At 66.7% G+C, this 20155-nt stretch carries 21 protein-coding genes; 12 read left to right on the forward strand and 9 right to left on the reverse strand.

The features are described from left to right. Window positions 1-131: 131 nt before the first annotated feature. Entirely contained in the window at window positions 132-1379 is a 1248-nt protein-coding gene (locus AC57B5_RS02145) for a CaiB/BaiF CoA transferase family protein (RefSeq protein ID WP_496398603.1), read from the reverse strand. 39 nt (window positions 1380-1418) lie between these two features. Further along, a complete protein-coding gene (locus AC57B5_RS02150) occupies window positions 1419-2372 on the reverse strand; it encodes a hydroxymethylglutaryl-CoA lyase (protein ID WP_496399424.1) in 954 nt (317 codons plus the stop codon). Window positions 2373-2529: 157 nt separating this feature from the next. Between AC57B5_RS02150 and AC57B5_RS02155 the strand changes: the two genes are divergently transcribed. Then, window positions 2530-3261, forward strand: coding sequence for an IclR family transcriptional regulator (locus AC57B5_RS02155; protein WP_496398604.1), 732 nt, complete (start codon window positions 2530-2532; stop codon window positions 3259-3261). 24 nt (window positions 3262-3285) lie between these two features. Here the strand turns inward: AC57B5_RS02155 and AC57B5_RS02160 are convergent, their stop codons facing one another. From AC57B5_RS02160 to AC57B5_RS02170, 3 genes are all read right to left on the reverse strand, one after another. Further along, window positions 3286-4206: a ZIP family metal transporter gene (locus AC57B5_RS02160; RefSeq protein ID WP_012204817.1), complete on the reverse strand. Its 921-nt coding sequence runs from the start codon at window positions 4204-4206 to the stop codon at window positions 3286-3288. 35 nt (window positions 4207-4241) lie between these two features. Further along, window positions 4242-4877 carry a superoxide dismutase gene (locus AC57B5_RS02165; RefSeq protein WP_012204818.1) on the reverse strand — a complete coding sequence of 212 codons (636 nt, stop codon included), beginning with the start codon at window positions 4875-4877 and terminating at the stop codon, window positions 4242-4244. Window positions 4878-4939: 62 nt separating this feature from the next. Next, window positions 4940-5392, reverse strand: coding sequence for a DUF2753 family protein (locus tag AC57B5_RS02170; protein WP_225614194.1), 453 nt, complete (start codon window positions 5390-5392; stop codon window positions 4940-4942). Window positions 5393-5512: 120 nt separating this feature from the next. On the opposite strand from AC57B5_RS02170, the gene AC57B5_RS02175 reads away from it, so the two are divergent. Next, complete coding sequence (locus tag AC57B5_RS02175; RefSeq protein ID WP_496398605.1) at window positions 5513-5671, forward strand: hypothetical protein; 159 nt, start codon at window positions 5513-5515, stop codon at window positions 5669-5671. On the opposite strand, the gene fabI is transcribed toward AC57B5_RS02175, so the two are convergent. Continuing rightward, window positions 5668-6468, reverse strand: coding sequence for an enoyl-ACP reductase FabI (gene fabI / locus AC57B5_RS02180; RefSeq protein WP_012204820.1), 801 nt, complete (start codon window positions 6466-6468; stop codon window positions 5668-5670). The two genes, AC57B5_RS02175 and fabI, sit on opposite strands and share 4 nt — an antisense overlap. A 112-nt stretch (window positions 6469-6580) precedes the next feature. Between fabI and AC57B5_RS02185 the strand changes: the two genes are divergently transcribed. From AC57B5_RS02185 to AC57B5_RS02200, 4 genes are all read left to right on the forward strand, one after another. Next, the gene (locus AC57B5_RS02185; protein ID WP_043796336.1) at window positions 6581-8410 is read left to right on the forward strand and encodes an extracellular solute-binding protein; all 1830 of its coding nucleotides are present in this window, start codon (window positions 6581-6583) and stop codon (window positions 8408-8410) included. Between the two features lie 96 nt (window positions 8411-8506). Further along, on the forward strand, window positions 8507-9535 hold the full coding sequence (locus AC57B5_RS02190; RefSeq protein WP_097202742.1) for a microcin C ABC transporter permease YejB: 1029 nt from the start codon (window positions 8507-8509) through the stop codon (window positions 9533-9535). Between the two features lie 143 nt (window positions 9536-9678). Further along, window positions 9679-10806: an ABC transporter permease gene (locus AC57B5_RS02195; protein ID WP_496398606.1), complete on the forward strand. Its 1128-nt coding sequence runs from the start codon at window positions 9679-9681 to the stop codon at window positions 10804-10806. Continuing rightward, window positions 10803-12491 (forward strand): ABC transporter ATP-binding protein, encoded by a 1689-nt coding sequence (locus tag AC57B5_RS02200; RefSeq protein ID WP_496398607.1) that lies wholly within the window; start codon window positions 10803-10805, stop codon window positions 12489-12491. The genes AC57B5_RS02195 and AC57B5_RS02200 overlap by 4 nt, the downstream gene beginning before the upstream one ends. Window positions 12492-12509: 18 nt before the next feature. Here the strand turns inward: AC57B5_RS02200 and AC57B5_RS02205 are convergent, their stop codons facing one another. Then, a complete protein-coding gene (locus AC57B5_RS02205) occupies window positions 12510-13136 on the reverse strand; it encodes a lipocalin family protein (RefSeq protein WP_034398350.1) in 627 nt (208 codons plus the stop codon). Window positions 13137-13380: 244 nt separating this feature from the next. Here AC57B5_RS02205 and AC57B5_RS02210 point away from each other — a divergent pair, with 244 nt between their 5' ends. Then, window positions 13381-13542, forward strand: coding sequence for a hypothetical protein (locus tag AC57B5_RS02210; RefSeq protein ID WP_012204826.1), 162 nt, complete (start codon window positions 13381-13383; stop codon window positions 13540-13542). Window positions 13543-13630: 88 nt separating this feature from the next. Here the strand turns inward: AC57B5_RS02210 and AC57B5_RS02215 are convergent, their stop codons facing one another. Together AC57B5_RS02215 and AC57B5_RS02220 are read right to left on the reverse strand one after the other, a co-directional pair. Further along, window positions 13631-13966, reverse strand: a complete 336-nt coding sequence (locus tag AC57B5_RS02215; protein WP_043823548.1) for a chaperone modulator CbpM — start codon at window positions 13964-13966, stop codon at window positions 13631-13633. Then, window positions 13963-14958: a DnaJ C-terminal domain-containing protein gene (locus tag AC57B5_RS02220; protein WP_448677542.1), complete on the reverse strand. Its 996-nt coding sequence runs from the start codon at window positions 14956-14958 to the stop codon at window positions 13963-13965. Before AC57B5_RS02220 ends, AC57B5_RS02215 begins: the two co-directional genes overlap by 4 nt. Before the next feature lie 168 nt (window positions 14959-15126). Here AC57B5_RS02220 and AC57B5_RS02225 point away from each other — a divergent pair, with 168 nt between their 5' ends. From AC57B5_RS02225 to nusA, 5 genes are all read left to right on the forward strand, one after another. Next, window positions 15127-15972, forward strand: a complete 846-nt coding sequence (locus tag AC57B5_RS02225) for a c-type cytochrome (protein ID WP_496398608.1) — start codon at window positions 15127-15129, stop codon at window positions 15970-15972. Further along, on the forward strand, window positions 15969-17309 hold the full coding sequence (locus AC57B5_RS02230; protein WP_496398609.1) for a c-type cytochrome: 1341 nt from the start codon (window positions 15969-15971) through the stop codon (window positions 17307-17309). Before AC57B5_RS02225 ends, AC57B5_RS02230 begins: the two co-directional genes overlap by 4 nt. Window positions 17310-17318: 9 nt before the next feature. After that, window positions 17319-17720, forward strand: coding sequence for a thioredoxin family protein (locus AC57B5_RS02235; protein WP_052155372.1), 402 nt, complete (start codon window positions 17319-17321; stop codon window positions 17718-17720). Window positions 17721-17985: 265 nt separating this feature from the next. Then, a complete protein-coding gene (rimP, locus tag AC57B5_RS02240; protein WP_034392158.1) occupies window positions 17986-18564 on the forward strand; it encodes a ribosome maturation factor RimP in 579 nt (192 codons plus the stop codon). Window positions 18565-18651: 87 nt separating this feature from the next. After that, window positions 18652-20139 carry a transcription termination factor NusA gene (nusA, locus tag AC57B5_RS02245; protein WP_012204833.1) on the forward strand — a complete coding sequence of 496 codons (1488 nt, stop codon included), beginning with the start codon at window positions 18652-18654 and terminating at the stop codon, window positions 20137-20139. Window positions 20140-20155: the final 16 nt, after the last annotated feature.

A 20155-nucleotide genomic window follows, 5' to 3' on the forward strand; every position in this document is an offset into this window, starting at 1 on the left:
GAATTTTTGGGAAAAGGCCTCCCCGCCGGGCGCGCGGCAAGCGTCGTCCGGTGTGGGGTGGATGGGGTGCAAGGTTGCAGGGGCGCCGCGCGCCGGGTGGACGGCGGCGCCTTCAGTGGCTCAGCCTGGCGTCAGTGGGAAGCCTTGGCGTGGCTGTCGGTGGCGTCGCCCCGGGCCAGGGCCAGGGCCTGCTCGCTGCTGTAGCCCAGGGCGGTGAGGATCTCCAGGCTGTGCTCGCCCAGGCGCGGCGGCGACAGGCGCACATCCAGGCGCTTGCCGTCCAGCGTGAAGGGCAGCAGCACGGTCTTGGTCTCGCGGCCATCGGGCAGGGTGATGGGGGCCAGCGCGCCCGTGGCGTTCAGGTGCGGGTCTTCCAGCAGGTCCTGCGGGCGTGCGATGGGCGCGAAGGGCAGGCCGTTCTTCTCGAAGATCTCCGCAATGTGGGCGGCGCTGTGCGGGGCCATCTTCTCGCGCAGCAGCGGCATCAGCCAGCTGCGCGCCAGCACGCGGTCGTTGTTGCTGCCAAGGCGCGGATCGTCGCGCAGCTCGCCCAGGCCGAAGGCGTCGCAGAACAGGCGCCAGGCGCCATCGCTGACCACGGCCAGGAAGATCTGCTCGCCGTCCCGGACTTCGAACACGTCGTAGATGGCCCAGGCCGAGATGCGTGCCGGCATGGGCGCGGCCGGCTTGCCGGTGACGGCGAACTGCATCATGTGCTGGGCGACCAGGAAGATGTTGTTCTCGAACAGCGCGCTTTGCACTTCCTGGCCGCGCCCGGTCTTCTCGCGCTGGGCCAGGGCGGCCATCGCGCCCATGGCGCCGAACATGCCGCCCATGATGTCGTTGACGCTGGCGCCCGCGCGCAGCGGGTCGCCGGGGCGGCCCGTCATGTAGGCCAGGCCGCCCATCATCTGCACCACTTCGTCCAGCGCCGTGCGGTGCTCGTAGGGGCCGGGCAGAAAGCCCTTGTGGCTCACGTAGATGAGGCGCTCGAAGCGGTCCTTGAGGCTGTCGTAGTCCAGGCCCAGCTTGCGCATGGTGCCGGGCTTGAAGTTCTCGCAGACCACGTCGGCCGTGGCGATCAGGCGCAGCGCGGCCTGCTTGCCTTCCTCGGTCTGCAGGTCCAGCGTCAGGCTTTTCTTGTTGCGGTTGAACAGCGGGAAAAAGCCCGAGCCCGAGCCCAGCAGCTTGCGCGTGGCATCGCCGTCGCGGCCGTGGCCCACGGGCTCGATCTTGATGACTTCGGCGCCCAGGTCGGCCAGCATCATGCCGCAGGACGGGCCCATGACCATGTGGGTGAACTCGACCACGCGGATGCCTGCGTAGGGCAGTGGCGCGGTCTGGCCTGCGGCCGTGTCGGGGGAGGTGGGTTGGCTCATGGAAAAACGGTGAATGAATGTGGGGGTTGTCGCTGCGGCTCAGGCCGGTGCGTAGATACGGGGCACAAAGCCCTTGGGCAGTCCGGCCAGCGGCGTCATGCCGTGCAGCTCCTCGCCGGGCAGGCCTGCGGCCAGGGGCTGGCGGGCGGCGATCAGGCGATCGATGTCCACGCCGGTGCGGATGCCCATGGCCTCGAACATGAATACCAGGTCTTCGGTGACCACGTTGCCCGAGGCTCCGGGCGCATACGGGCAGCCGCCCAGGCCGGCAAGCGAGGCATCGAAGGTGCGCACGCCGGCCTCGTAGGCGGCCAGGCAGTTGGCCAGGCCCAGGCCGCGCGTATTGTGCATGTGGGCCGCGCCTGCATGTTCGCCCAGCTCGGCGCGCAGCCGTGTGAACAGGCGCCGCACCTGGGCCGGGTTGGCCATGCCCGTGGTGTCGGACAGGCCCGATTCATCGGCGCCCGCCGCCACGCAGGCCAGGGCCAGTGCAATCACTTCGTCCTCGGGCACCAGGCCCTGCAGCGTGCAGCCGAAGGCCGTGGAGATGCCCGCCTCGATCAGGGCCTGCGGTGCGATCTCGTCGCGCAGCGCGGCAATCGCCCGCACCTCGTCCACCATCTGCATGGGCGTCTTGCGCACATTGGCCATGGAGTGCGCGGGGCTGGCCGAGACGGGCAGCGTGACCTTGTGGGCGCCGGCGCGCAGCGCGGCCTCGGCGCCGCGCAGATTGGGGGCCAGGGCCATCACGGTGACGCCCGGCAGGGTGATGGCCTGGGCGACCACCTCGGCCGCGTCGGCCATCTGCGGCAGCAGCTTGGGCGAGACGAAGGAGCCGACCTCGATCTCCTGCAGGCCTGCATGGGCCAGCGCGGCGATCCAGGCCAGCTTGTGCTCCGTGGACATGGTGGAGGCCACGGACTGCAGGCCATCGCGCGGGCCGACTTCGCTGATGAGTACGTCAAAACGGTGGGAGGACATGGGCAGTTGCATCCGGTGGTGGGTGTCGATGGTGGCGGATTCACCTGTTGACATCGGGGTTTTGTGTGGTTCTAATAGATAGAACTATATTCTCTCTATTGAAATATTCCCTGCTGCACGCGCCATCGTCAAGCCTGCGTGCCTGGGGTTTTCCCTTGGGTGCCTTTTTATGCCTCGCAAATCAGTGACGGAATCGGTGGCCGACGAGAATGCCGCGCCGGGCGGCGTGGCGGCCGTGGACAGGGCCTTGAGCCTGCTGGCAGCGTTTCGCGACGGCGACGACGGGCTGACGCTGGCCCAGTTGTCGGAGCGCACGCGCCTGTACAAGAGCACCGTGCTGCGGCTGCTGGCCTCGCTGGAGCATGGCGGCTGGGTGCTGCGCATGGATGACGGCCGCTACGCCGTGGGCCCGGCCGTGGCGCGGCTGAACACCGTCTATGCCCGGCATTTCTCGCTGGACAGCGTGGTCATGCCCGTGCTGCGCACCCTGGTGCAGGCCACGGGCGAAAGTGCGGCCTACCACGTGCGCCAGGGCCAGGACCGGCTGTGCCTGTACCGCGTGGATTCGCCGCACCCCGTGCGCGACCATGCACGCACGGGCGATCTGCTGCCGCTGGCCCAGGGCGCAGGCGGGCGCGTGCTGTCGGCTTTCGACACCGAGTTGTACGCCGCATCGCGCGGCGGCAGCCGCACGCAGCTGGCCCGTGTGCGTGCCGATGGCTACTGCGCCATGGTGGGGGACAGGCACCGCGAGATCGCCGGGATTTCTGCCCCCGTGTTCAAGCGCGATGGGGAATTGGCAGCGGCGCTGACACTGACCATGCCAGCCCACCGCTATGAAGAGCGCCACGCCCGCCATGTGCTGGCGGCGGCGCGGGAACTGGGGCTTTTGCTGCCCTGAGCCAGGCGTGCGCGGTGCGCTGGCTCAGCCCAGGGCTGTGTCCAGCACCATCATCAGCACAAAGCCCAGCATGAGGCCGCCCGTGGCAAAGGCTTCATGGCCCTTGCGGTGCGACTCAGGAATGATTTCGTGGCTGATCACGAACAGCATGGCGCCCGCTGCAAAGCCCAGTCCCCAGGGCAGCATGGCTGCCGAGCCGCTCACGATGGCTGCCCCCAGCACGGCGCCCACGGGCTCCACCAGGCCGGAGGCCATGCCCAGCAACACGGCAAAGCTGCGCTTGTAGCCTGCGGCCAGCAGGGCCACGGCCACCACCAGGCCTTCGGGCACATCCTGTATGGCAATGCCCGTGGCCAGCGCATTGGCGCGCAGTCCGTCGTTGCCCGCATAGCCCACGCCGATGGCCAGGCCTTCGGGCAGGTTGTGCAGGGTGATGGCGAAGACGAACAGCCAGGTGCGCTGCAGCTTGCGCGCGCCTTGCGGGTCCAGGCCTTCGCGGCCCTTGATGAAGTGCTCATGGGGCAGGAGCCTGTCCATGAGCATGAGGGCGGCACCGCCCATCAGGATGGCCGAACCTATGACCCCGCCAGCCGCCCAGCTGCCGCCACCGAACAGTTCCTGGGTGCGCACGGCCTCCAGTCCCGGCAGGATCAGCGAGAAGGCGCAGGCGGCCAGCATGACCCCTGCGCCAAAGCCGAACAGGGTGTCCTGCGTGCGCTCGGACAGGCGCTGGGACAGCATCACGGGCACGGTGCCCAGTGCGGTCGCCAGCGCGGCGGCCGAGCCTCCGGCCAGGGCCTGGAAGACCACCGGATGGTTCTGGGCGTAGGCCCAGAACTGGCTGGTGAGCGCCCAGGCGCCGGCCATCATGATGGCCAGGCCTATCCACAGGCGGATGTTGGACCGTACGCTGGTCTTGGAGCGGAAGCGTTGTGGCAGATCCATGCTGGTCGAGGTCAGAGGTTGGCGTTGCGGACCGTTCAGCCGCGTGCGGCGGCGTAGCGGCGGGCCACTTCGGCCCAGTTGACTACGTTGTAGAACGCCGCGATGTATTCAGGGCGGCGGTTCTGGTACTTGAGGTAGTAGGCGTGTTCCCACACGTCCAGGCCCAGGATGGGGGTGGCGCCGGAGCCGATGCCGGCCATCAGGGGGCTGTCCTGGTTGCCGCTGCTTTCCACGGCCAGCTTGCCGTCCTTGCCCACCACCAGCCAGGCCCAGCCGCTGCCAAAGCGCGTGAGCGCGGCCTGGGTGAAGGCGGCCTTGAAGGCATCGAAGCCGCCCAGCTCCCGGTCAATGGCCTGTGCCAGTTCGCCCGAGGGAGCACCGCCGCCGCCCTGGTCCACCGGGGCCATCACGGTCCAGAACAGGCTGTGGTTGGCGTGCCCGCCGCCGTTGTTGCGCACGGCCCCGCGAACGCCTTCGGGCAGCAGGGACAGGTCGGCGATCAGCTGCTCCACGGGCTGGCTGCCGTGCGGCGTGTCCTTGAGCGCGGCATTCAGGTTGTTCACATAGGCCTGATGGTGCTTGGTGTAGTGGATCTCCATGGTCTGCGCATCGATATGGGGCTCCAGCGCGTCGTAGGCGTAGTTCAGGGGAGGCAGGGTGTAGTTGCTCATGTGGTTTCTTTCAGGGACTACGGGGAAAAAATCGGTGCGTTGCGATGTCTGTGCGGCTGCAATCAATGCGCCAGCCGGGGCGGCAGGGCGGTGGCTGTGCAGTCGAAGACGCGGGCCGAGGCCTGAAGCGCCGCATCGATGCGGGGCTGGCTGCCGTGCTGGCGCTGCCACTGCAGCAGGGCTGAATGGGTTTCGCGCATATGGCGCCAGGCGGCGCTGCACACGGCGGCCGCATGGTGGCGCGCATCACCCAGGGCCAGCAGGCCCTGGTGCGCCTCGCACAGGTATTCGATGGCCAGTGCGGGCTGCTGGCGCAATGCCAGCAACTCGGCCAGGTTGTGGTGGGAGACCACCCAGGCGGCCATGCAGTGATCGGCGTGTTCCGCCAGCAGCGGGCCGGCGATGAGGCGCTGCGCCACATGCAGGGCCTTCATCTGCATGGCGAGCGCGCTTTCGATCTGGCCTGCATGGAAATGCCCATGGGCGCGGCGCGCCAGCTGTTCCCATTGATTCAAGGATGCTTCGGAGGGTGCCGGGACGGGAGAGGGCAGACTGAGGTCAGAGGTTGCTTGCATATCTGCTGGCTCCGAGGTTTTCAGAGGTTTTTTGATATTGATCTGAGAATTGTATTATTCATGAGAATCATTCTCATTCAAAACAAAAATGACCGTATGCAATCCGATGTGTATTTCCTTTCGCGCATCGGCAGGATGCGGATGCCTGGATTCCAGGCGAAAAAAAACCCCGCAGGCGGCAATGCCTGCGGGGCGGGTCGCAGTCTGGCGGTGACTTAGACCTGGTCGGCCGACAGGCCTGCGGTCTGGCTGAAGCCGCCGTCCACGTAGGTGATCTCGGCCGTCACGCCCGAGGCGAGGTCCGACAGCAGGAAGGCGGCCACATTGCCCACGTCCTCGATGGTCACGTTGCGGCGCAGCGGCGATGCATCTGCCACGCGGCCCAGCAGCTTGCCGAAGTCCTTGATGCCCGAGGCGGCCAGGGTCTTGATGGGACCGGCCGAGATGCCGTTGGCGCGAATGGCGCGGCCGTCTGCCGTGCGGCCCACGGCCTCGGCCAGGTAGCGCACCGAGGCTTCCAGCGATGCCTTGGCCAGGCCCATGGTGTTGTAGTTGGGGATGGAGCGCAGGGCGCCCAGGTACGACAGCGTCAGCAGCGAGGACTTGTCGTTGAGGTAGGGCAGGGCCGCCTTGGCCATCGCGGGGAAGCTGTAGGCGCTGATGTCGTGCGCGATCTTGAAGCCTTCGCGCGACAGGCCGTCAAGGAAGTTGCCGGCGATGGCCTCGCGCGGTGCAAAGCCGATGCTGTGCACGAAGCCGTCGAACTTGCCCCAGGTCGCACCCAGGTCGGCGAACAGCTTGTCGATCTGGGCATCGTCTGCCACGTCGCAGTCAAAGATCAGCTTGGAGTCGAATTCGGCGGCGAACTCGGTGATGCGGTCCTTGAAGCGCTCGCCCACATAGCTGAAGGCCAGCTCCGCGCCCTGTGCATGGCAGGCCTTGGCGATGCCGTAGGCGATGGAGCGGTTGGACAGAACGCCCGTGATCAGCAGTTTTTTACCGGCGAGAAAGCCCATTGTTGTTCTCCAGAGAAAGTGAGTGGAAGTGCGCACCAGCTGGCGGCGACGGCCGGGGCCCGCGTCAGCGTTTGCCAGCGGAAGGGCTGGCTGCGTGGTGCAGAATTGTCGCATGCGCCATTGGATGATTTCTTCGCTGCTGCTGGCCTCGGCGTGTGTGCCGGCCTGGGGCTCGCATGCCTATGCCTTGTGGGGCGAGCCCCGCTACGCCGAGGGCTTCAGCCATTTCGACTATGTCAACGCCAAGGCCCCCAAGGGCGGCGAGCTGCGCCTGGTGAGCAATCTGCGCATCTCCACCTTTGACAAATACAACCCGTTCACCATCAAGGGGTCGTCGCCCGCCTATCTGGCGGAGCTGATGTTCGACACCTTGCTGTGGCCCTCGCTGGACGAGACCGCCACCGGCTACGGATTGCTGGCCGAGGACGTGCAGGCCGCGGCCGACGGCCTGTCCGCCACATTCCGGTTGCGGCCCCAGGCCCGCTTTCACAACGGAAAGCCCGTGCTGGCGGCCGATGTCAAGTTCAGCTATGACACGCTGGTGGGCCCGCATGCACTGCCCGGCTACAGAACGCTGTTCTTCGATGTGGCGGGCGTCGATGTGCTGGACGAACGCACCGTGCGCTTTCGCTTCAAGCAGCCGAACCGGGAATTGCCGCTGACCGTGGGGGCCATTCCAGTGTTCAGCCGCGACTGGGGCGTGGAAAACGGCAAGGCCAAGCCCTTCGACCAGGTGGTGACGGACACGCCCATCGGCAGCGGGCCCTACAAGATAGGTCCCGTGCGATTCGGCAAGGACATCACCTATGTGCGTGACCCGGACTACTGGGGCCGCGATCTGCCTGTGCGCGTTGGCACGGCCAATTTCGATCGCATCTCCGTCAAGATCTACCGCGACAACACGGCGAGGCTGGAGGCGCTGAAGGCAGGGGAGTTCGACCTCATGCGCTTTTACAGCGCCGGTGACTGGGCGCGGCGCCTGTATGGCAAGCGCTTCGACCGGGGCGAGCTGGTCAAGGGCGAGTTCAGCAACAAGCTGCCATCGGGATTCCAGAGCTATGTGCTCAACGTGCGCCGGCCTGTGCTGCAGGACGTCCGGGTGCGCCGCGCCCTGGGCCTGGCCATGGACTACGAGTGGATGAACCGGCAGATGTTCTACGGTTCCTACCAGCGCGTGCGCGGGCTGTTCGGCAACACGGCCTGCGAGACCCATGGCGAGCCCTCGCCCGAGGAGCTGGCGCTGATGGAGCCCTTGCGCAAGAGCATTCCGCCGGAGGCCTTCGGCCCCATGGCCGAGCCGCCGCGCACCGATGGCGACAGCTCGTTGCGCGGAAATCTGCGCCAGGCGCGGCAATTGCTGGCCGATGCCGGCTGGACCATTCAGGATGGCGTGCTGCGCAACGCGCGGGGCCAGGCCATGGAGCTGGAGTACCTGGACAGCAGCGAGTCGGGCATACGCCAGGTCTCGCCCTGGATACGCAATCTGGAAAAGCTGGGCATCCGGCTGCGCTTTCGCTCGGCGGACTTTGCGCTGTACCAGCAGCGCGTGGAGAAGTTCGACTACGACATCATCTCCATCGCCTACCAGGGCACGAACAATCCAGGCCAGGAATTCGCCGACCTGTTCGGCAGCCAGGCGGCGGCAACCGAGGGTTCCGGCAATTTCCCCGGCGTGAAGAACCCGGCGGTCGACGCCATGATCCGCCGCATGACCGAGGCCAAGACAGAGGCCCAACTGTTGCCTGCCTGCCACGCACTCGAACGCATCATCACGCACGGCCACTACCTGATTCCGCAGTGGAGCGCGGGCACGCACCGCATGGTCTACGACTCCTGGCGCCTGGTGCGACCGGCCGTGGTTCCGGCCTATGCGAAGGGCGAGAGCTGGGCCATGGACACCTGGTGGGCCCGCATGCCGGTGCTGACCGCGCCGCCTCCATGAGCCGGCGTTGCGGCTGTGTCGTTGCGATCCGTTGCATGATGAGGGCGTGCCCTTGCCGGGGCCCCTCCCCGCAATGGACATAATGCAAGACTTCTTATGTGGGCCTACATATTCAAACGCTTGCTGCTGATGGTGCCGACCCTGCTGGGCGTACTGCTGCTGACCTTCGTGGTCGTGCAGTTCGTGCCCGGTGGCCCGGTCGAGCAGTATCTGGCCGAGGCCAAGGCCAGCGTGGGCCGTGGCGGCGAAGGCGGTGGCCTGGCCTACCGTGGCAACCAGGGGGTGGACCCGCAGCGCATAGAGCAGATCAAGGCCCTCTACGGCTTTGACAAGCCGGCCCATGAGCGCTTTCTCCAGATGCTCGGGCAGTTCGCGCGGTTCGACCTGGGGCGCAGTTTCTTTCAGAACAAGGATGTCTGGCAGCTGATCAAGGAGAAGCTGCCGGTCTCGGCCAGCCTGGGACTGTGGACCTTTTTCATCAGCTACCTCGTTGCCGTGCCGCTGGGCATTGCCAAGGCCGTGCGGGCCGGCTCGCGGTTCGACTTCGCCACCACGCTGCTGATCCTGGTCGGCTATGCGATTCCGGGTTTCGTGCTGGGCGTGGCGCTGTTGGTGATCTTTGGCGGCCAGTTGCAGTGGTTTCCGCTGCGCGGGCTGACTTCCTCCAACTGGGACGAGTTGTCCTGGGGCGCGCGCATCGTGGACTATCTCTGGCATATCGCGCTGCCGGTGACGGCCATGGTGGCGGGCAGCTTCGCCATCACGGCCATGCTGACCAAGAATGCCTTCCTGGAAGAGATCCGCAAGCAGTACGTGCTGACTGCGCGTGCCAAGGGCCTGTCCGAGCGGCAGGTGCTCTACCGCCACGTGCTGCGCAATGCGCTGATCCCCATCGTCACCGGATTTCCGGCCGCCTTCATCGGGGCCTTCTTCACGGGCTCGCTGCTGATAGAGACACTGTTCTCGCTGGACGGCCTGGGCCTGCTCAGCTATGACAGCGTGATTCGGCGCGACTATCCCGTGGTGCTGGGCACGCTGTATCTGTTCACGCTGATCGGCCTGGTGACAAAGCTGGTCAGTGACCTTTGTTATGTGTGGGTGGATCCGCGTGTACGGTTTGATTGAGCCCCCCCTGAACGGCTGCGCCGCTTCCCCCTCTTGCTTTGCGGGGGGAGCGTTCGGGCCATTGGCGGCTGGCGCAGGCCCTTGCCTGGTGTCCCTGACTTTGGGCGGTCGCGCCACTGTGATGCAGCAACATGGAAACTGAGATGCACTCCCTTGCCGCTCCAGGCGCAGGGCTGCCCGGGGCAGCGCCTGTACCGCTGGCTGTGGTGGCAGTGTCGCCGGCGCGTCGGGCCTGGATGCGGTTCAGGCGCAATCGGCTGGGGTATTGGAGCCTGGTCGCTTTTTGCGTGATGGTGGTGCTGAGCCTGGGCGCCGAGCTCATCAGCAACGACCGGCCCCTGGTGGTGCGCTACGAAGGCCAGACCTACTGGCCGCTGTGGAACGATTATTCCGAGAAGACTTTCGGCGGCGACTTTGAGACGGCCACCGACTACCTGGACCCCTTCATCCGCGACCGCCTGCGCCAGGGCGACAACTGGGCGCTGTATACGCTCAATCCCTATGGGCCACAGGCGCTGAACTACTTCGCGACCTCGCCCAATCCGGCGCCGCCCTCGCGCGACAACCTGCTGGGTACCGATGACCGGGGGCGCGACCTGCTGGCCCAGCTGATCTACGGGTTTCGCGTCAGCGTGCTGTTTGCACTGGCGCTGACGGCATCGGGCGTGGTGTTGGGCGTGGTGACGGGGGCCGTCCAGGGTTTTTTCGGCGGCAGGACGGATCTGGCATTCCAGCGCTTCATCGAGATCTGGGGCTCCATGCCCGAGCTGTATCTGCTGATCATCTTCAGCGCGGTGCTGGCGCCCAGCGTCTCGCTGCTGCTGGTGCTGCTGTCGCTGTTCGGCTGGATGGGCCTGTCGGACTACGTGCGTGCCGAGTTCCTGCGCAACCGCCAGCTGGACTATGTGAAGTCGGCGCGGGCGCTGGGCGTGGGCAATGGCGCGCTGATCTGGCGCCATCTGCTGCCCAACAGCATGACGCCCGTGGTGACCTTTTTGCCGTTTCGCATGAGTGCGTCCATCCTGGCCCTGACCTCGCTGGACTTCCTGGGGCTGGGCGTGCCGCCTGACACCCCCAGCCTGGGTGAGCTGCTGAACCAGGGCAAGAACAGCATCGATGCCTGGTGGATCTCGCTGTCCACCTTTGCCGTGCTGGTGGTGACGCTGCTGCTGCTGACCTTCATGGGCGATGCGCTGCGCGATGCGCTGGACCCGCGCAAGGCCGCAGCCAGCGATGCCGCCCCCGGTGTCGATGCAAAGGACGCCGCATGAACGCAGAGCAGCCGGCAATGGAGCTGCCTTCGCCCTCCGGCCGTGGCCGGACATTGCTGTCCGTGCGCAACCTGCGCGTGCGCTTCGGCAGCAAGGATGTGGTGCACGGCGTGAGCTTCGACCTGGCGGCAGGCGAGAAGCTGGCGCTGGTGGGCGAGTCCGGCTCGGGCAAGACCATCACCGCGCTGTCGCTGCTGCGGCTGGCTGGAGACGCTCAACTGGGCGGCCAGGCCCTGTTCGACGGCCGCGACCTGCTGCGCCTGCCCGAGCGCGAGATGCGCGCCGTGCGCGGCGGCGACGTGGCCATGATTTTCCAGGAGCCCATGACGGCGCTCAACCCGCTGATGACCGTGGGCGAGCAGGTGGGCGAGGTGCTTCGCCTCAAGCAGGGGCTGACGCGAGTGCAATCCCTGGTCCAGGCCACCGAATTGCTGGCGACCACCGGCATTGCCGAGCCTGTGCGCCGCGCCCGCGCCTTTCCCCACCAGCTCAGTGGCGGGCAGCGCCAACGCGCCATGATCGCCATGGCGCTGGCCAGCAGCCCGCGCCTGCTCCTGGCCGACGAGCCGACGACGGCACTCGATGTCACGCTGCGCGGCCAGATCCTGCAGTTGCTCGATGACCTGCAGCGCCAGACCGGCATGGCCGTGCTGATGATCACGCACGACCTGCACCTGGTGCGGCGCTTTGCCGACCGCGTGGCGGTGATGGAGCGCGGGCAACTGGTGGAGCAGGGCGGGGTGTCGGCGGTCATGGCGGCTCCGCGCCATGCCTATACGCGCAAGCTGCTGGCCAGCGTGCCGCGCCGCGACCTGATCGAGGTGGAGGCAGGCGCCGACGCCACGGCTTGCGAGCCGCTGGTGCAGGCACAGGGCCTCAAGGTCAGCTATCCGGTGCCGCTGGCAGGCATGCGCGGATGGTTCGGCCAGGGGCGCTTCGTCGCCGTGCAGTCCGCAGACCTGGCGCTGTTGCCCGGGCGCACCGTGGGTGTGGTCGGTGAATCGGGATCGGGCAAATCCACGCTGGCCCAGGCCGTGCTGGGGCTGCTGCCCCATGAAGGCCGGCTGCGCATTGCCGGCCATGCCTGGCAGCAGCCAGCCACGCGCAACTCGCCCGCCAACCGTGCGCTGCGGCGCAAGGTGCAGGTGGTGTTCCAGGACCCGTATTCATCGCTGTCGCCCCGGCTGACGCTGGAGCAGATCGTTGGCGAGGGCCTGCGCGTGCATGCGCCGTCGCTGACGGCGTCGCAGCAACGCGACCGCATCGTGGAGATGCTGTCGGCCGTGGGCCTGACGCACGAACAGTTTCCTGGCCTGCTTGACCGCTATCCCCACGAATTCTCGGGAGGCCAGCGTCAGCGCATCGCCATTGCACGTGCCCTGGTGCTGGAGCCCGAGGTGCTGGTGCTCGACGAGCCCACCAGCGCGCTGGATGTGACCATTCAGCAGCAGGTGCTGGGCCTGCTGCAACGGCTGCAGCGCGAGCGGGGCTTGGCCTATCTGCTGATCACGCATGACGTGGACGTGATCCGCGCCATGGCCCATGACGTGGTGGTCATGAAGGATGGCGCCATCGTCGAATCCGGCCCCGTCGCCCAGGTGCTGGGCGCGCCGCGCCAGGCGTACACGCAGCGGCTGGTGGAGGCCGCCGGCTTCTCGGGCGACGGCATGCCCGAGGGGTTCTGAGGCAGTTGCCGGACCGCGCTACCAGCTGCCCGTGGGATTGACCCCGTCCTGCAGGATCCACTGGACCTTGTCCACGGGCACGCCCAGCAGCCGGGCCTGCGCCAGCAGGCGTGCCGCCACGCCGTCGGCCAGTTCGGGCGTGCGCGAAAGAATCCAGAAATAGCGCAGGTCCGATCCCACCACCATGGCCCAGCGGTACTCGGCATCAAGAGCCACCACGTTGTAGCCGCCGTAGAACGGGCCGAAGAAAGAGACCTTGAGCGCCGCAACGTCCGGGCCGTGCACCGTGCGGGCCTTGCCCTCGGAGGATTTCCAGCGCCGGTGGCGGGCGTCGTAGCCCCGGTTCAGCACGTGCACCGTGCCGTCGGGAAGCTGTGTGTACTCGGCCTGGGTGCGCTCCAGGCCTTTTTCGAAACTGTGGTCGATGCGGGCCACTTCATACCAGCGGCCCATGTAGCGCTGGATGTCCCAGCCGCGCACCGGCTCCACGGTAGGGGGGATGGGTGGGTTGCGCAGGCCCTTCCACAGCAACGCTGCTGCGGCGGCGCCTACGGCAAGCCCTGCCAGGCCGGCCGTGGGCAGCACCCAGGCGGGGCGGGAAGTGGATGGGGTGGTTGACTCTGTATTGGGGTGGCGGGGTGACATGGTGCGGAACTCCGTGTTCAGGCAGACGTGCATGCCAGGGTCTTGCGCGCTTGGCAGCGTGCTCCTACTTTAGGACAGAAAACCGGGCCGCAGTGTAGGCCGGCGCTGCCTGCACCGGTGCTGTGCGGGCCGCGCAACGCTGGAACTTTCCCTATGCCAGAGCAGGCCATGTGTTTTTTTGTGCGCGGTCATGCAGGTCTATGGCCTAATTGCGCGTTCTCATTTTTTTGAAGAAGGAAATGCCATGGGCAACAAGATCGTTACCGAAGCCGACCGCAAGTTCACTCCCCAGCCTCCCCTGCCCAACGGCGTCACCCTGCCGACGCCCGGCCGTGGCCAGCGCGTGAGCCGCGCCCGTGGCGCCCACACCCATACCAAGAAGAACCCCGGCAAGCGTCACCGCTGAGCACGGCGGGCCGCATGCGCGCCTGCTGCGGCCACGTTCTGAAAGCAAAAGCCCTCTTACGAGGGCTTTTGCTTTTGAGGCGGCGTTCTCAATGCTGCAGTGCCTGGAGCTTGCGGCGCAGCATCTGCACTTCCTCGATCAGGTCCGCCGTCAGCGCGGCCAGCTGAGGGTCGGCATCGAAGCTGTGCTCCAGATGGGCTATGCGGCGCGCGCGCACCAGGGTCTGGCTGCTGAAGCGCCACTGTGCCTGCGGCGCGGCCGCTTCGCCGGACGGCTCGTTTTCGCAGTACAGCACGCCGGTCTGCACACGCTCCACCACCCAGGCGGTGTTGCGCTGGCAGTGGCGGGCCAGATCCTGCAGGTCCAGAGCGCCTTCGCCCAGCAGTTCTGCGGGCTCGTAGAAGGGGTACAGCGGCGTGCTCATCGCGTGGCTCCTTGGCCCGCTGCGTGCTGGCGGGCATCGAACGAGGGAAAGGCCTGGGCCAGTGCCGCATAGGCCTGGCGCTGGGCGTCGGTCTGGGGCTCGGGCAGGGCGATGCCCAGTACCAGGTACAGGTCGCCCGGCGTGGCGGCGGGCAAGCCCTTGCCCTTGATGCGCAGCTTGCGGCCAGCGCGGCTGCCTGCGGGCACGCTGACCTCGAATTCACCGGCAATGGTGGCCACGCGGACCGGGCCGCCCAGTGCAGCTTCCCAGGGGGCCAGGGACACGGGCTGGTAGACATCCTTGCCCTCGGCCCACCAGCGCGGGTCGTGGCGCAGGTGCACTTCCAGCAGCAGATCGCCTGCCGGGCCGTTGCCCAGGCCCGGGCCGCCCTGTCCGGCCAGGCGGATCATCTGGCCTTCGCGCACGCCCTTGGGAATGCTGACCTGCAATTCCTTGTCGCGCGCCACGGGGTGTCCGTCGTCATCCAGCACCGTGGTGCGCAGGTGCAGGCTGCGCTGCGCGCCCTGGTAGCTGTCCAGCAGGTCCAGCTCGATGCTGGCGTGCTGGTCCTGCCCGCGCATGTCGGGTGGGGCGCGATGCTGGCCGCCCCCGCCCGCATGGCGGGCACGCGCGCCCTGGCCGAACATCTGTGAGAAGAACTCGCTGAAGTCCGCGTCGCCCTCCGGCATGGCGCCGTCGCTGCTGCGAAAGTGAAAGTCCTGCCCTTCCCAGCCAGGTGGTGGCTGGAAGCCGCCGGCGCCGGGCCCGCTGCGGCGCGGCGCATCGGCCAGGGCGTCATAGGCTGCGCGCTTTTCGGGGTCCGACAGCACGGCATTGGCTTCGTTGACTTCGGCCATGCGCTCGGAGGCGTCAGCCTCCTTGCTGACATCGGGGTGGTACTTGCGCGCCAGCTTGCGGTAGGCCTTCTTGATGTCATCGGCACTGGCCTGCCTGTCCACGGCCAGGATGCGGTAGTAGTCCTTGTAATCCATGAATTTCCGTCCTCCGGCCCTTGCGGGCGATGTTCTGGACAAACCCGAAGGCAGCATAGCCCGGTCATGGCAGGGTCTCAACCGATGGGCCTTTTCCTGCTTGACTGGCATCTTGTGACGGGTTCATTACATTCGCGCGTCGGCAGGACGGAACAGGAGGCGTCGGACATGGCACATGGCAGTCGGTGGCGGGCTGGGCGGGGGCGCACAGGCTCCAGGGGATGGAGGGCTCTGCTGGGCGCATGGCTGGTGGCCGGCGCGTGTGGAACCTGCGGGGTGATGGCGCAGACCGCGCAGACCATGCAGCCAGCACCGGGCGTGCCCATGGCAGACCTGCCGCCGGCCGTGGTCAGCGCCCCGCTGCCCGATGTGGGCTCCATGGCCTCCAGGGTGCTGGCCTGCACGGCCTGCCATGGTCCCGAGGGTCGGGCCACGCCCAGAGGCTACTTTCCGCGCATTGCGGGCAAGCCCGCGGGTTATCTGTACCGCCAGCTCAAGAACTTCCAGCAAGGGCGCCGCAGCTATCCGGCCATGAACCGGCTGATCGAATTCATGTCGGACGACTATCTGCGCCAGATCGCCACGCACTTCGCAGGCCTGGATCTTCCCTATGCCCCGCCCGTGCCGGCGCAACTGCCGCCTGCTGAACTCGCCCGTGGCGAGCAACTGGTCTTGCGGGGCGACGCGCAGCGCGGCCTGCCCGCCTGCGCTGCATGCCATGGTGAGCGGCTCATGGGTGCGGGTGACGATGTTCCGGGCCTGCTGGGCCTGTCGCGCGACTATCTGAACAGCCAGATCGGTGCCTGGCGCTCCGGCCAGCGCAAGGCGGCAGCGCCCGACTGCATGGACCAGGTGGCCAAGGCGCTGACGGCGCAGGAGGTCGTGGCCGTCACGGCTTGGCTGTCATCGCGCCCCGCACTGGTGGCGCCGGGCGGACATGAAGCCCTGGCCCTGCCCATGCCGCTGCGCTGCGGCGCTGTAGCCGCCACTACCGGTCAGGAGGGCAAGCCATGAACACCCTGACAGAAAACGCGGCAAGCGGGAACACACGCGGGCGACGGCTGGCCAGGGTGGCAGGGCTGGCGTTACTGATCATCGCCCTGCTGGGCGCGCTCCTGGTCTGGCTCAACCTGCGCGGTGAGCAGGGCGTGCACGCCTATGGCCATGGCGGCTGGTCAGGCGCGCGCGAATCGCCAACTGCCTTGATGGAGCGCGGTGCCTACCTGGCCCGCGTGGGCAACTGCGCAGGCTGCCATACGGCGGCTGGCGGCGCCGAGTATGCGGGCGGGCGGGGCCTGCCCACCTCGTTCGGCACGCTCTACACCAGCAATCTCACGCCTGACAAGGAAAGTGGCCTGGGGCTGTGGACGGCCCAGGACTTCTGGCGTGCAATGCATAACGGGCGGTCAAGGGAAGGGCGCCTGCTGTACCCGGCCTTTCCATATGACAGCTACACCCATGTGACGCGCGCCGACTCGGACGCATTGTTTGCCTATCTGCAAAGCCTGCCCGCCGTGCGCGCGCAGGCGCCCCGGCATGCGCTGGACTTTCCCTATGGCTGGCAGGGCTCGCTGGCTGTCTGGCGCGCGCTGTTCTTCACCCCGCAGGATTGGCAGGACCGGCCGCAGAAGGCAGCTGCCTGGAATCGCGGTGCCTATCTTGCCCAGGGCCTGGGGCACTGCGCGGCCTGCCATGCACCGCGCAACGGCATGGGCGCCTCGTCCCAGGCCATGTCCGGTGGCTTTGTGGCAGGGCAGGCCTGGTATGCGCCGTCGCTGCTGGACCCGGGCGAAGCCGGCGTGCGCGCAGGCCAGGAGTCCGCCTGGGTGCAGTTGCTGCAGACGGGTTCGGGTCCTTCGGGATCGGCGCTGGGCCCCATGGCCGAAGTCGTGGCGCGCAGCACCCAGCACTGGCAGCCGCAGGATCTGCAGGCCCTCGCTTCCTACCTGCAGGAGCAGGGCGCGGCAGCAGGCCCGCCCAGGAGCAGGCCTGCTGCCGCGCCCGTACCATCCGGGCAAATGGCCTTGGGGCGGGCCGTCTACGAGCGGCAATGCGCGGTTTGCCACGGTGCCGAGGGCCAGGGAACGCCGGGCGCGTTTCCCGCGCTTGCGGGCAATGCCTCCGTGACCCTGGCCGAGCCGCGCAACCTGTTGCTGGTGTTGCTGGAGGGGGGCTACCCACCCTCCACCCGGCAGCAGCCGCAGCCGCACGGCATGCCGCCTTTCGGTCATGTGCTGTCCGACGCACAGGTGGCCGCCGTGGCCAGCTATGTGCGCAACGCCTGGGGCAACAAGGCGGCGGAAATCGGTAACATGGAGGTTTATCGCGCCCGGGAAGGGCGTGGTTTCTGAGAGGCTTTCATGGATTCAATGGCCGGCAAGCTGCCGGACGACAGCGACGCCACCCGCCCCTGGTGGGTGGTTTGCCTGTGCGCGCAATGGTGCGGCGTTTGCAACCAATACCGAAGCACGTTTGCGGAACTGGCAAGCCAGTTCCCGCAGATGCGCTTTGTCTGGCTTGATGTCGAGGACCGCGAGGACGTGGCCGGAGACCTGGACATCGAAACCTTCCCCTCGCTGCTGGTGGCCGATGGCGAGCGTGCACGTTTTCTGGGGCCGGTGCTGCCCCAGGCAGGGGTTGTGGCGCGCATGCTGCAGTCACTGGCCCAGGACCCGGGCGCGGCCCCTGCCGATCCCGCCGAGGCGCAGGCCCTCTTGCGGCGGCTCCAGTCGGCGCAGGCGCTGGAGCGCGTTGGCGCCTGACGCCGGGCCAAGGGTGCGCGGGCGGGCCTGAGCACCCCGTCCTGTCCCCGCTTTTGTGCGGGGCGGGCTTGGCCTGAAGGTCGTTTGCGGATACAATGGCATATTCACGACCAAACGGGCGGGTACCAACCGCCCTTTTTTTTGGGCGATCTTCGGGCGACCTTCGGGATTGCCATGGGGCTCGGCGCTGTTGGGACATGGCTGCTGCCAATGTTTCAGGGGCGTTCCGGGTCTTTTGTGTTTGCAGGACTGAATTTAAATACACGTGGCACTACAGCAAATCGTTGAACAAACCGTGACAGGTCTGGGCTATGACCTGGTGGAAATAGAACGCTCGGCGGGCGGGCTGTTGCGCGTCACAATTGATTTGCCTTGGCAGCCCCCGGTGGAGGGTGAGCCGGTGGTGCCGGAGCAGTTCGTGACAGTCGAGGACTGCGAGAAGATCACGCGCCAGCTGCAGTTCGCGCTTGAGGTTGATGGCGCAGATTACACGCGCCTTGAGGTCTCCTCCCCTGGTATCGACCGCCCCCTGCGGCACGAGCAGGACTTCACCCGCTTTGTCGGTGAAGTCATCGACCTGACCCTCAAGGAGCCCATCGGCGCCGCCGCTGAAGGGCAGGTCAGCGCCAATCGCAAGAAATTCCGCGGCACGCTGGAGCGTGCCGAAGATGGTGGCTGGCAGATCGTCTGGAGCGACGAGCCACCCGTCAAGCCTGGCCAGAAGGTCAGCAAAAAGCGTGTTCCCGCGCCCCTGCAGGCGCTGGGCTTCACTCTGGAGGAGCTGCGCGAGGCGCGTCTGGCTCCCATCGTGGATTTCAAGGGGCGTTCTGCCAAGCCGGTCTGATCGGAGCAGGCAGGGTACGTCGAATCATTGGGGCAGGAAGGGCACTGCCATCCCCTTCCTGTGTGATTGAAATAGGAGAGTCGTCGCATGAATCGCGAATTGTTGATGTTGGTAGAAGCCATTTCGCGCGAAAAGAACGTGGAGCGCGATCTGGTGTTCGGTGCAGTGGAATCGGCCCTGGCCCAGGCCACCAAGAAGCTGTACCAAGGTGAGGTGGACATCCGCGTGGCCATCGATCGCGATAGCGGTAACTACGACACCTTCCGCCGCTGGCTGGTGGTGCCCGATGATGCGGGCCTGCAAAACCCCGATGCCGAAGAAATGCTGATGGACGCACAGGACCGCGTCCCCGGTATCTCCGAAGGCGAGTACATCGAGGAAGAGATCGAGTCGGTGCCCATCGGCCGCATCGGCGCCATGGCGGCCAAGCAGGTCATCCTGCAGAAGATCCGTGACGCCGAACGCGAAATGCTGCTCAACGAGTTCCTGTCGCGCGGCGACCGGATCTTCACGGGCACCGTCAAGCGCATGGACAAGGGCGACATCATCGTCGAGGCCGGCCGTGTCGAAGGACGCCTGCGCCGCAACGAGATGATCCCCAAGGAAAACCTGCGCAACGGCGACCGCGTGCGGGCCATGATCATGGAAGTGGACGCCACGCTGCGCGGCGCGCCCATCATCCTGTCGCGCTCGGCGCCCGAGTTCATGGTCGAGTTGTTCCGTAACGAAGTGCCCGAGATCGAGCAGGGCCTGCTGGAGATCAAGAGCTGCGCTCGCGATTCCGGCAGCCGCGCCAAGATCGCCGTGCTCAGCCATGACAAGCGTGTCGATCCCATCGGCACCTGCGTCGGCGTGCGAGGCACCCGTGTCAACGCCGTCACCAATGAACTGGCTGGCGAGCGCGTGGACATCGTGCTGTGGTCCGAAGACCCTGCACAGTTCGTGATCGGCGCGCTGGCTCCGGCCAATGTGTCGTCCATCGTTGTGGACGAGGAAAAGCATGCCATGGACGTGGTGGTTGACGAGGAAAACCTCGCCATCGCCATCGGCCGTGGCGGTCAGAATGTTCGCCTGGCTTCCGAGCTCACCGGCTGGAAGATCAACATCATGGACGCGGCTGAGTCTGCGCAAAAGCAGGCGGACGAGTCCGCTGTTGCGCGCCAGCTGTTCATGGAAAAGCTCGATGTGGACGAGGAAATCGCCAACATCCTCATCGAGGAAGGTTTCGAGACCCTGGAAGAAGTGGCCTATGTGCCGCTGCAGGAAATGCTCGAAATCGAGGCGTTCGACGAAGAGACGGTGAACGAGTTGCGCACCCGGGCGAAAGATGCACTGCTGACGCAGGAAATCGCGCACGAGGAAAACGTGGGCAAAGTGTCGCAGGATCTGCTGACGCTCGAGGGAATGACTCCGGAGATCGTGGACAAGCTGGCCGAGGCCGATGTGCACACCCGAGACGATCTGGCCGATCTGGCCATCGACGAGTTGACCGAGCTGACCGGGCAGACCGAGGAAGAAGCGAAGGCTTTGATCATGAAGGCGCGTGAACACTGGTTCACCGAAGGGCAAGAGTAAGGTCAGGGAGGTTCAG

The sequence above is a fragment of the Delftia sp. BGA-UO-ETr-SB1 genome (assembly GCF_059567865.1).

Excerpts from the sequence above, each read along its gene's own strand:
- AC57B5_RS02145 (WP_496398603.1), bottom strand. The coding sequence starts at position 1,379 with ATGAGCCAACCCACCTCCCCCGACACGGCCGCAGGCCAGACCGCGCCA.
- AC57B5_RS02150 (WP_496399424.1), bottom strand. The coding sequence starts at position 2,372 with ATGCAACTGCCCATGTCCTCCCACCGTTTTGACGTACTCATCAGCGAA.
- AC57B5_RS02155 (WP_496398604.1), top strand. The coding sequence starts at position 2,530 with ATGCCTCGCAAATCAGTGACGGAATCGGTGGCCGACGAGAATGCCGCG.
- AC57B5_RS02160 (WP_012204817.1), bottom strand. The coding sequence starts at position 4,206 with ATGGATCTGCCACAACGCTTCCGCTCCAAGACCAGCGTACGGTCCAAC.
- AC57B5_RS02165 (WP_012204818.1), bottom strand. The coding sequence starts at position 4,877 with ATGAGCAACTACACCCTGCCTCCCCTGAACTACGCCTACGACGCGCTG.
- AC57B5_RS02175 (WP_496398605.1), top strand. The coding sequence starts at position 5,513 with ATGAGAATCATTCTCATTCAAAACAAAAATGACCGTATGCAATCCGAT.
- fabI (WP_012204820.1), bottom strand. The coding sequence starts at position 6,468 with ATGGGCTTTCTCGCCGGTAAAAAACTGCTGATCACGGGCGTTCTGTCC.
- AC57B5_RS02185 (WP_043796336.1), top strand. The coding sequence starts at position 6,581 with ATGCGCCATTGGATGATTTCTTCGCTGCTGCTGGCCTCGGCGTGTGTG.
- AC57B5_RS02190 (WP_097202742.1), top strand. The coding sequence starts at position 8,507 with ATGTGGGCCTACATATTCAAACGCTTGCTGCTGATGGTGCCGACCCTG.
- AC57B5_RS02195 (WP_496398606.1), top strand. The coding sequence starts at position 9,679 with ATGCACTCCCTTGCCGCTCCAGGCGCAGGGCTGCCCGGGGCAGCGCCT.
- AC57B5_RS02200 (WP_496398607.1), top strand. The coding sequence starts at position 10,803 with ATGAACGCAGAGCAGCCGGCAATGGAGCTGCCTTCGCCCTCCGGCCGT.
- AC57B5_RS02205 (WP_034398350.1), bottom strand. The coding sequence starts at position 13,136 with ATGTCACCCCGCCACCCCAATACAGAGTCAACCACCCCATCCACTTCC.
- AC57B5_RS02210 (WP_012204826.1), top strand. The coding sequence starts at position 13,381 with ATGGGCAACAAGATCGTTACCGAAGCCGACCGCAAGTTCACTCCCCAG.
- AC57B5_RS02215 (WP_043823548.1), bottom strand. The coding sequence starts at position 13,966 with ATGAGCACGCCGCTGTACCCCTTCTACGAGCCCGCAGAACTGCTGGGC.
- AC57B5_RS02220 (WP_448677542.1), bottom strand. The coding sequence starts at position 14,958 with ATGGATTACAAGGACTACTACCGCATCCTGGCCGTGGACAGGCAGGCC.
- AC57B5_RS02225 (WP_496398608.1), top strand. The coding sequence starts at position 15,127 with ATGGCACATGGCAGTCGGTGGCGGGCTGGGCGGGGGCGCACAGGCTCC.
- AC57B5_RS02230 (WP_496398609.1), top strand. The coding sequence starts at position 15,969 with ATGAACACCCTGACAGAAAACGCGGCAAGCGGGAACACACGCGGGCGA.
- AC57B5_RS02235 (WP_052155372.1), top strand. The coding sequence starts at position 17,319 with ATGGATTCAATGGCCGGCAAGCTGCCGGACGACAGCGACGCCACCCGC.
- nusA (WP_012204833.1), top strand. The coding sequence starts at position 18,652 with ATGAATCGCGAATTGTTGATGTTGGTAGAAGCCATTTCGCGCGAAAAG.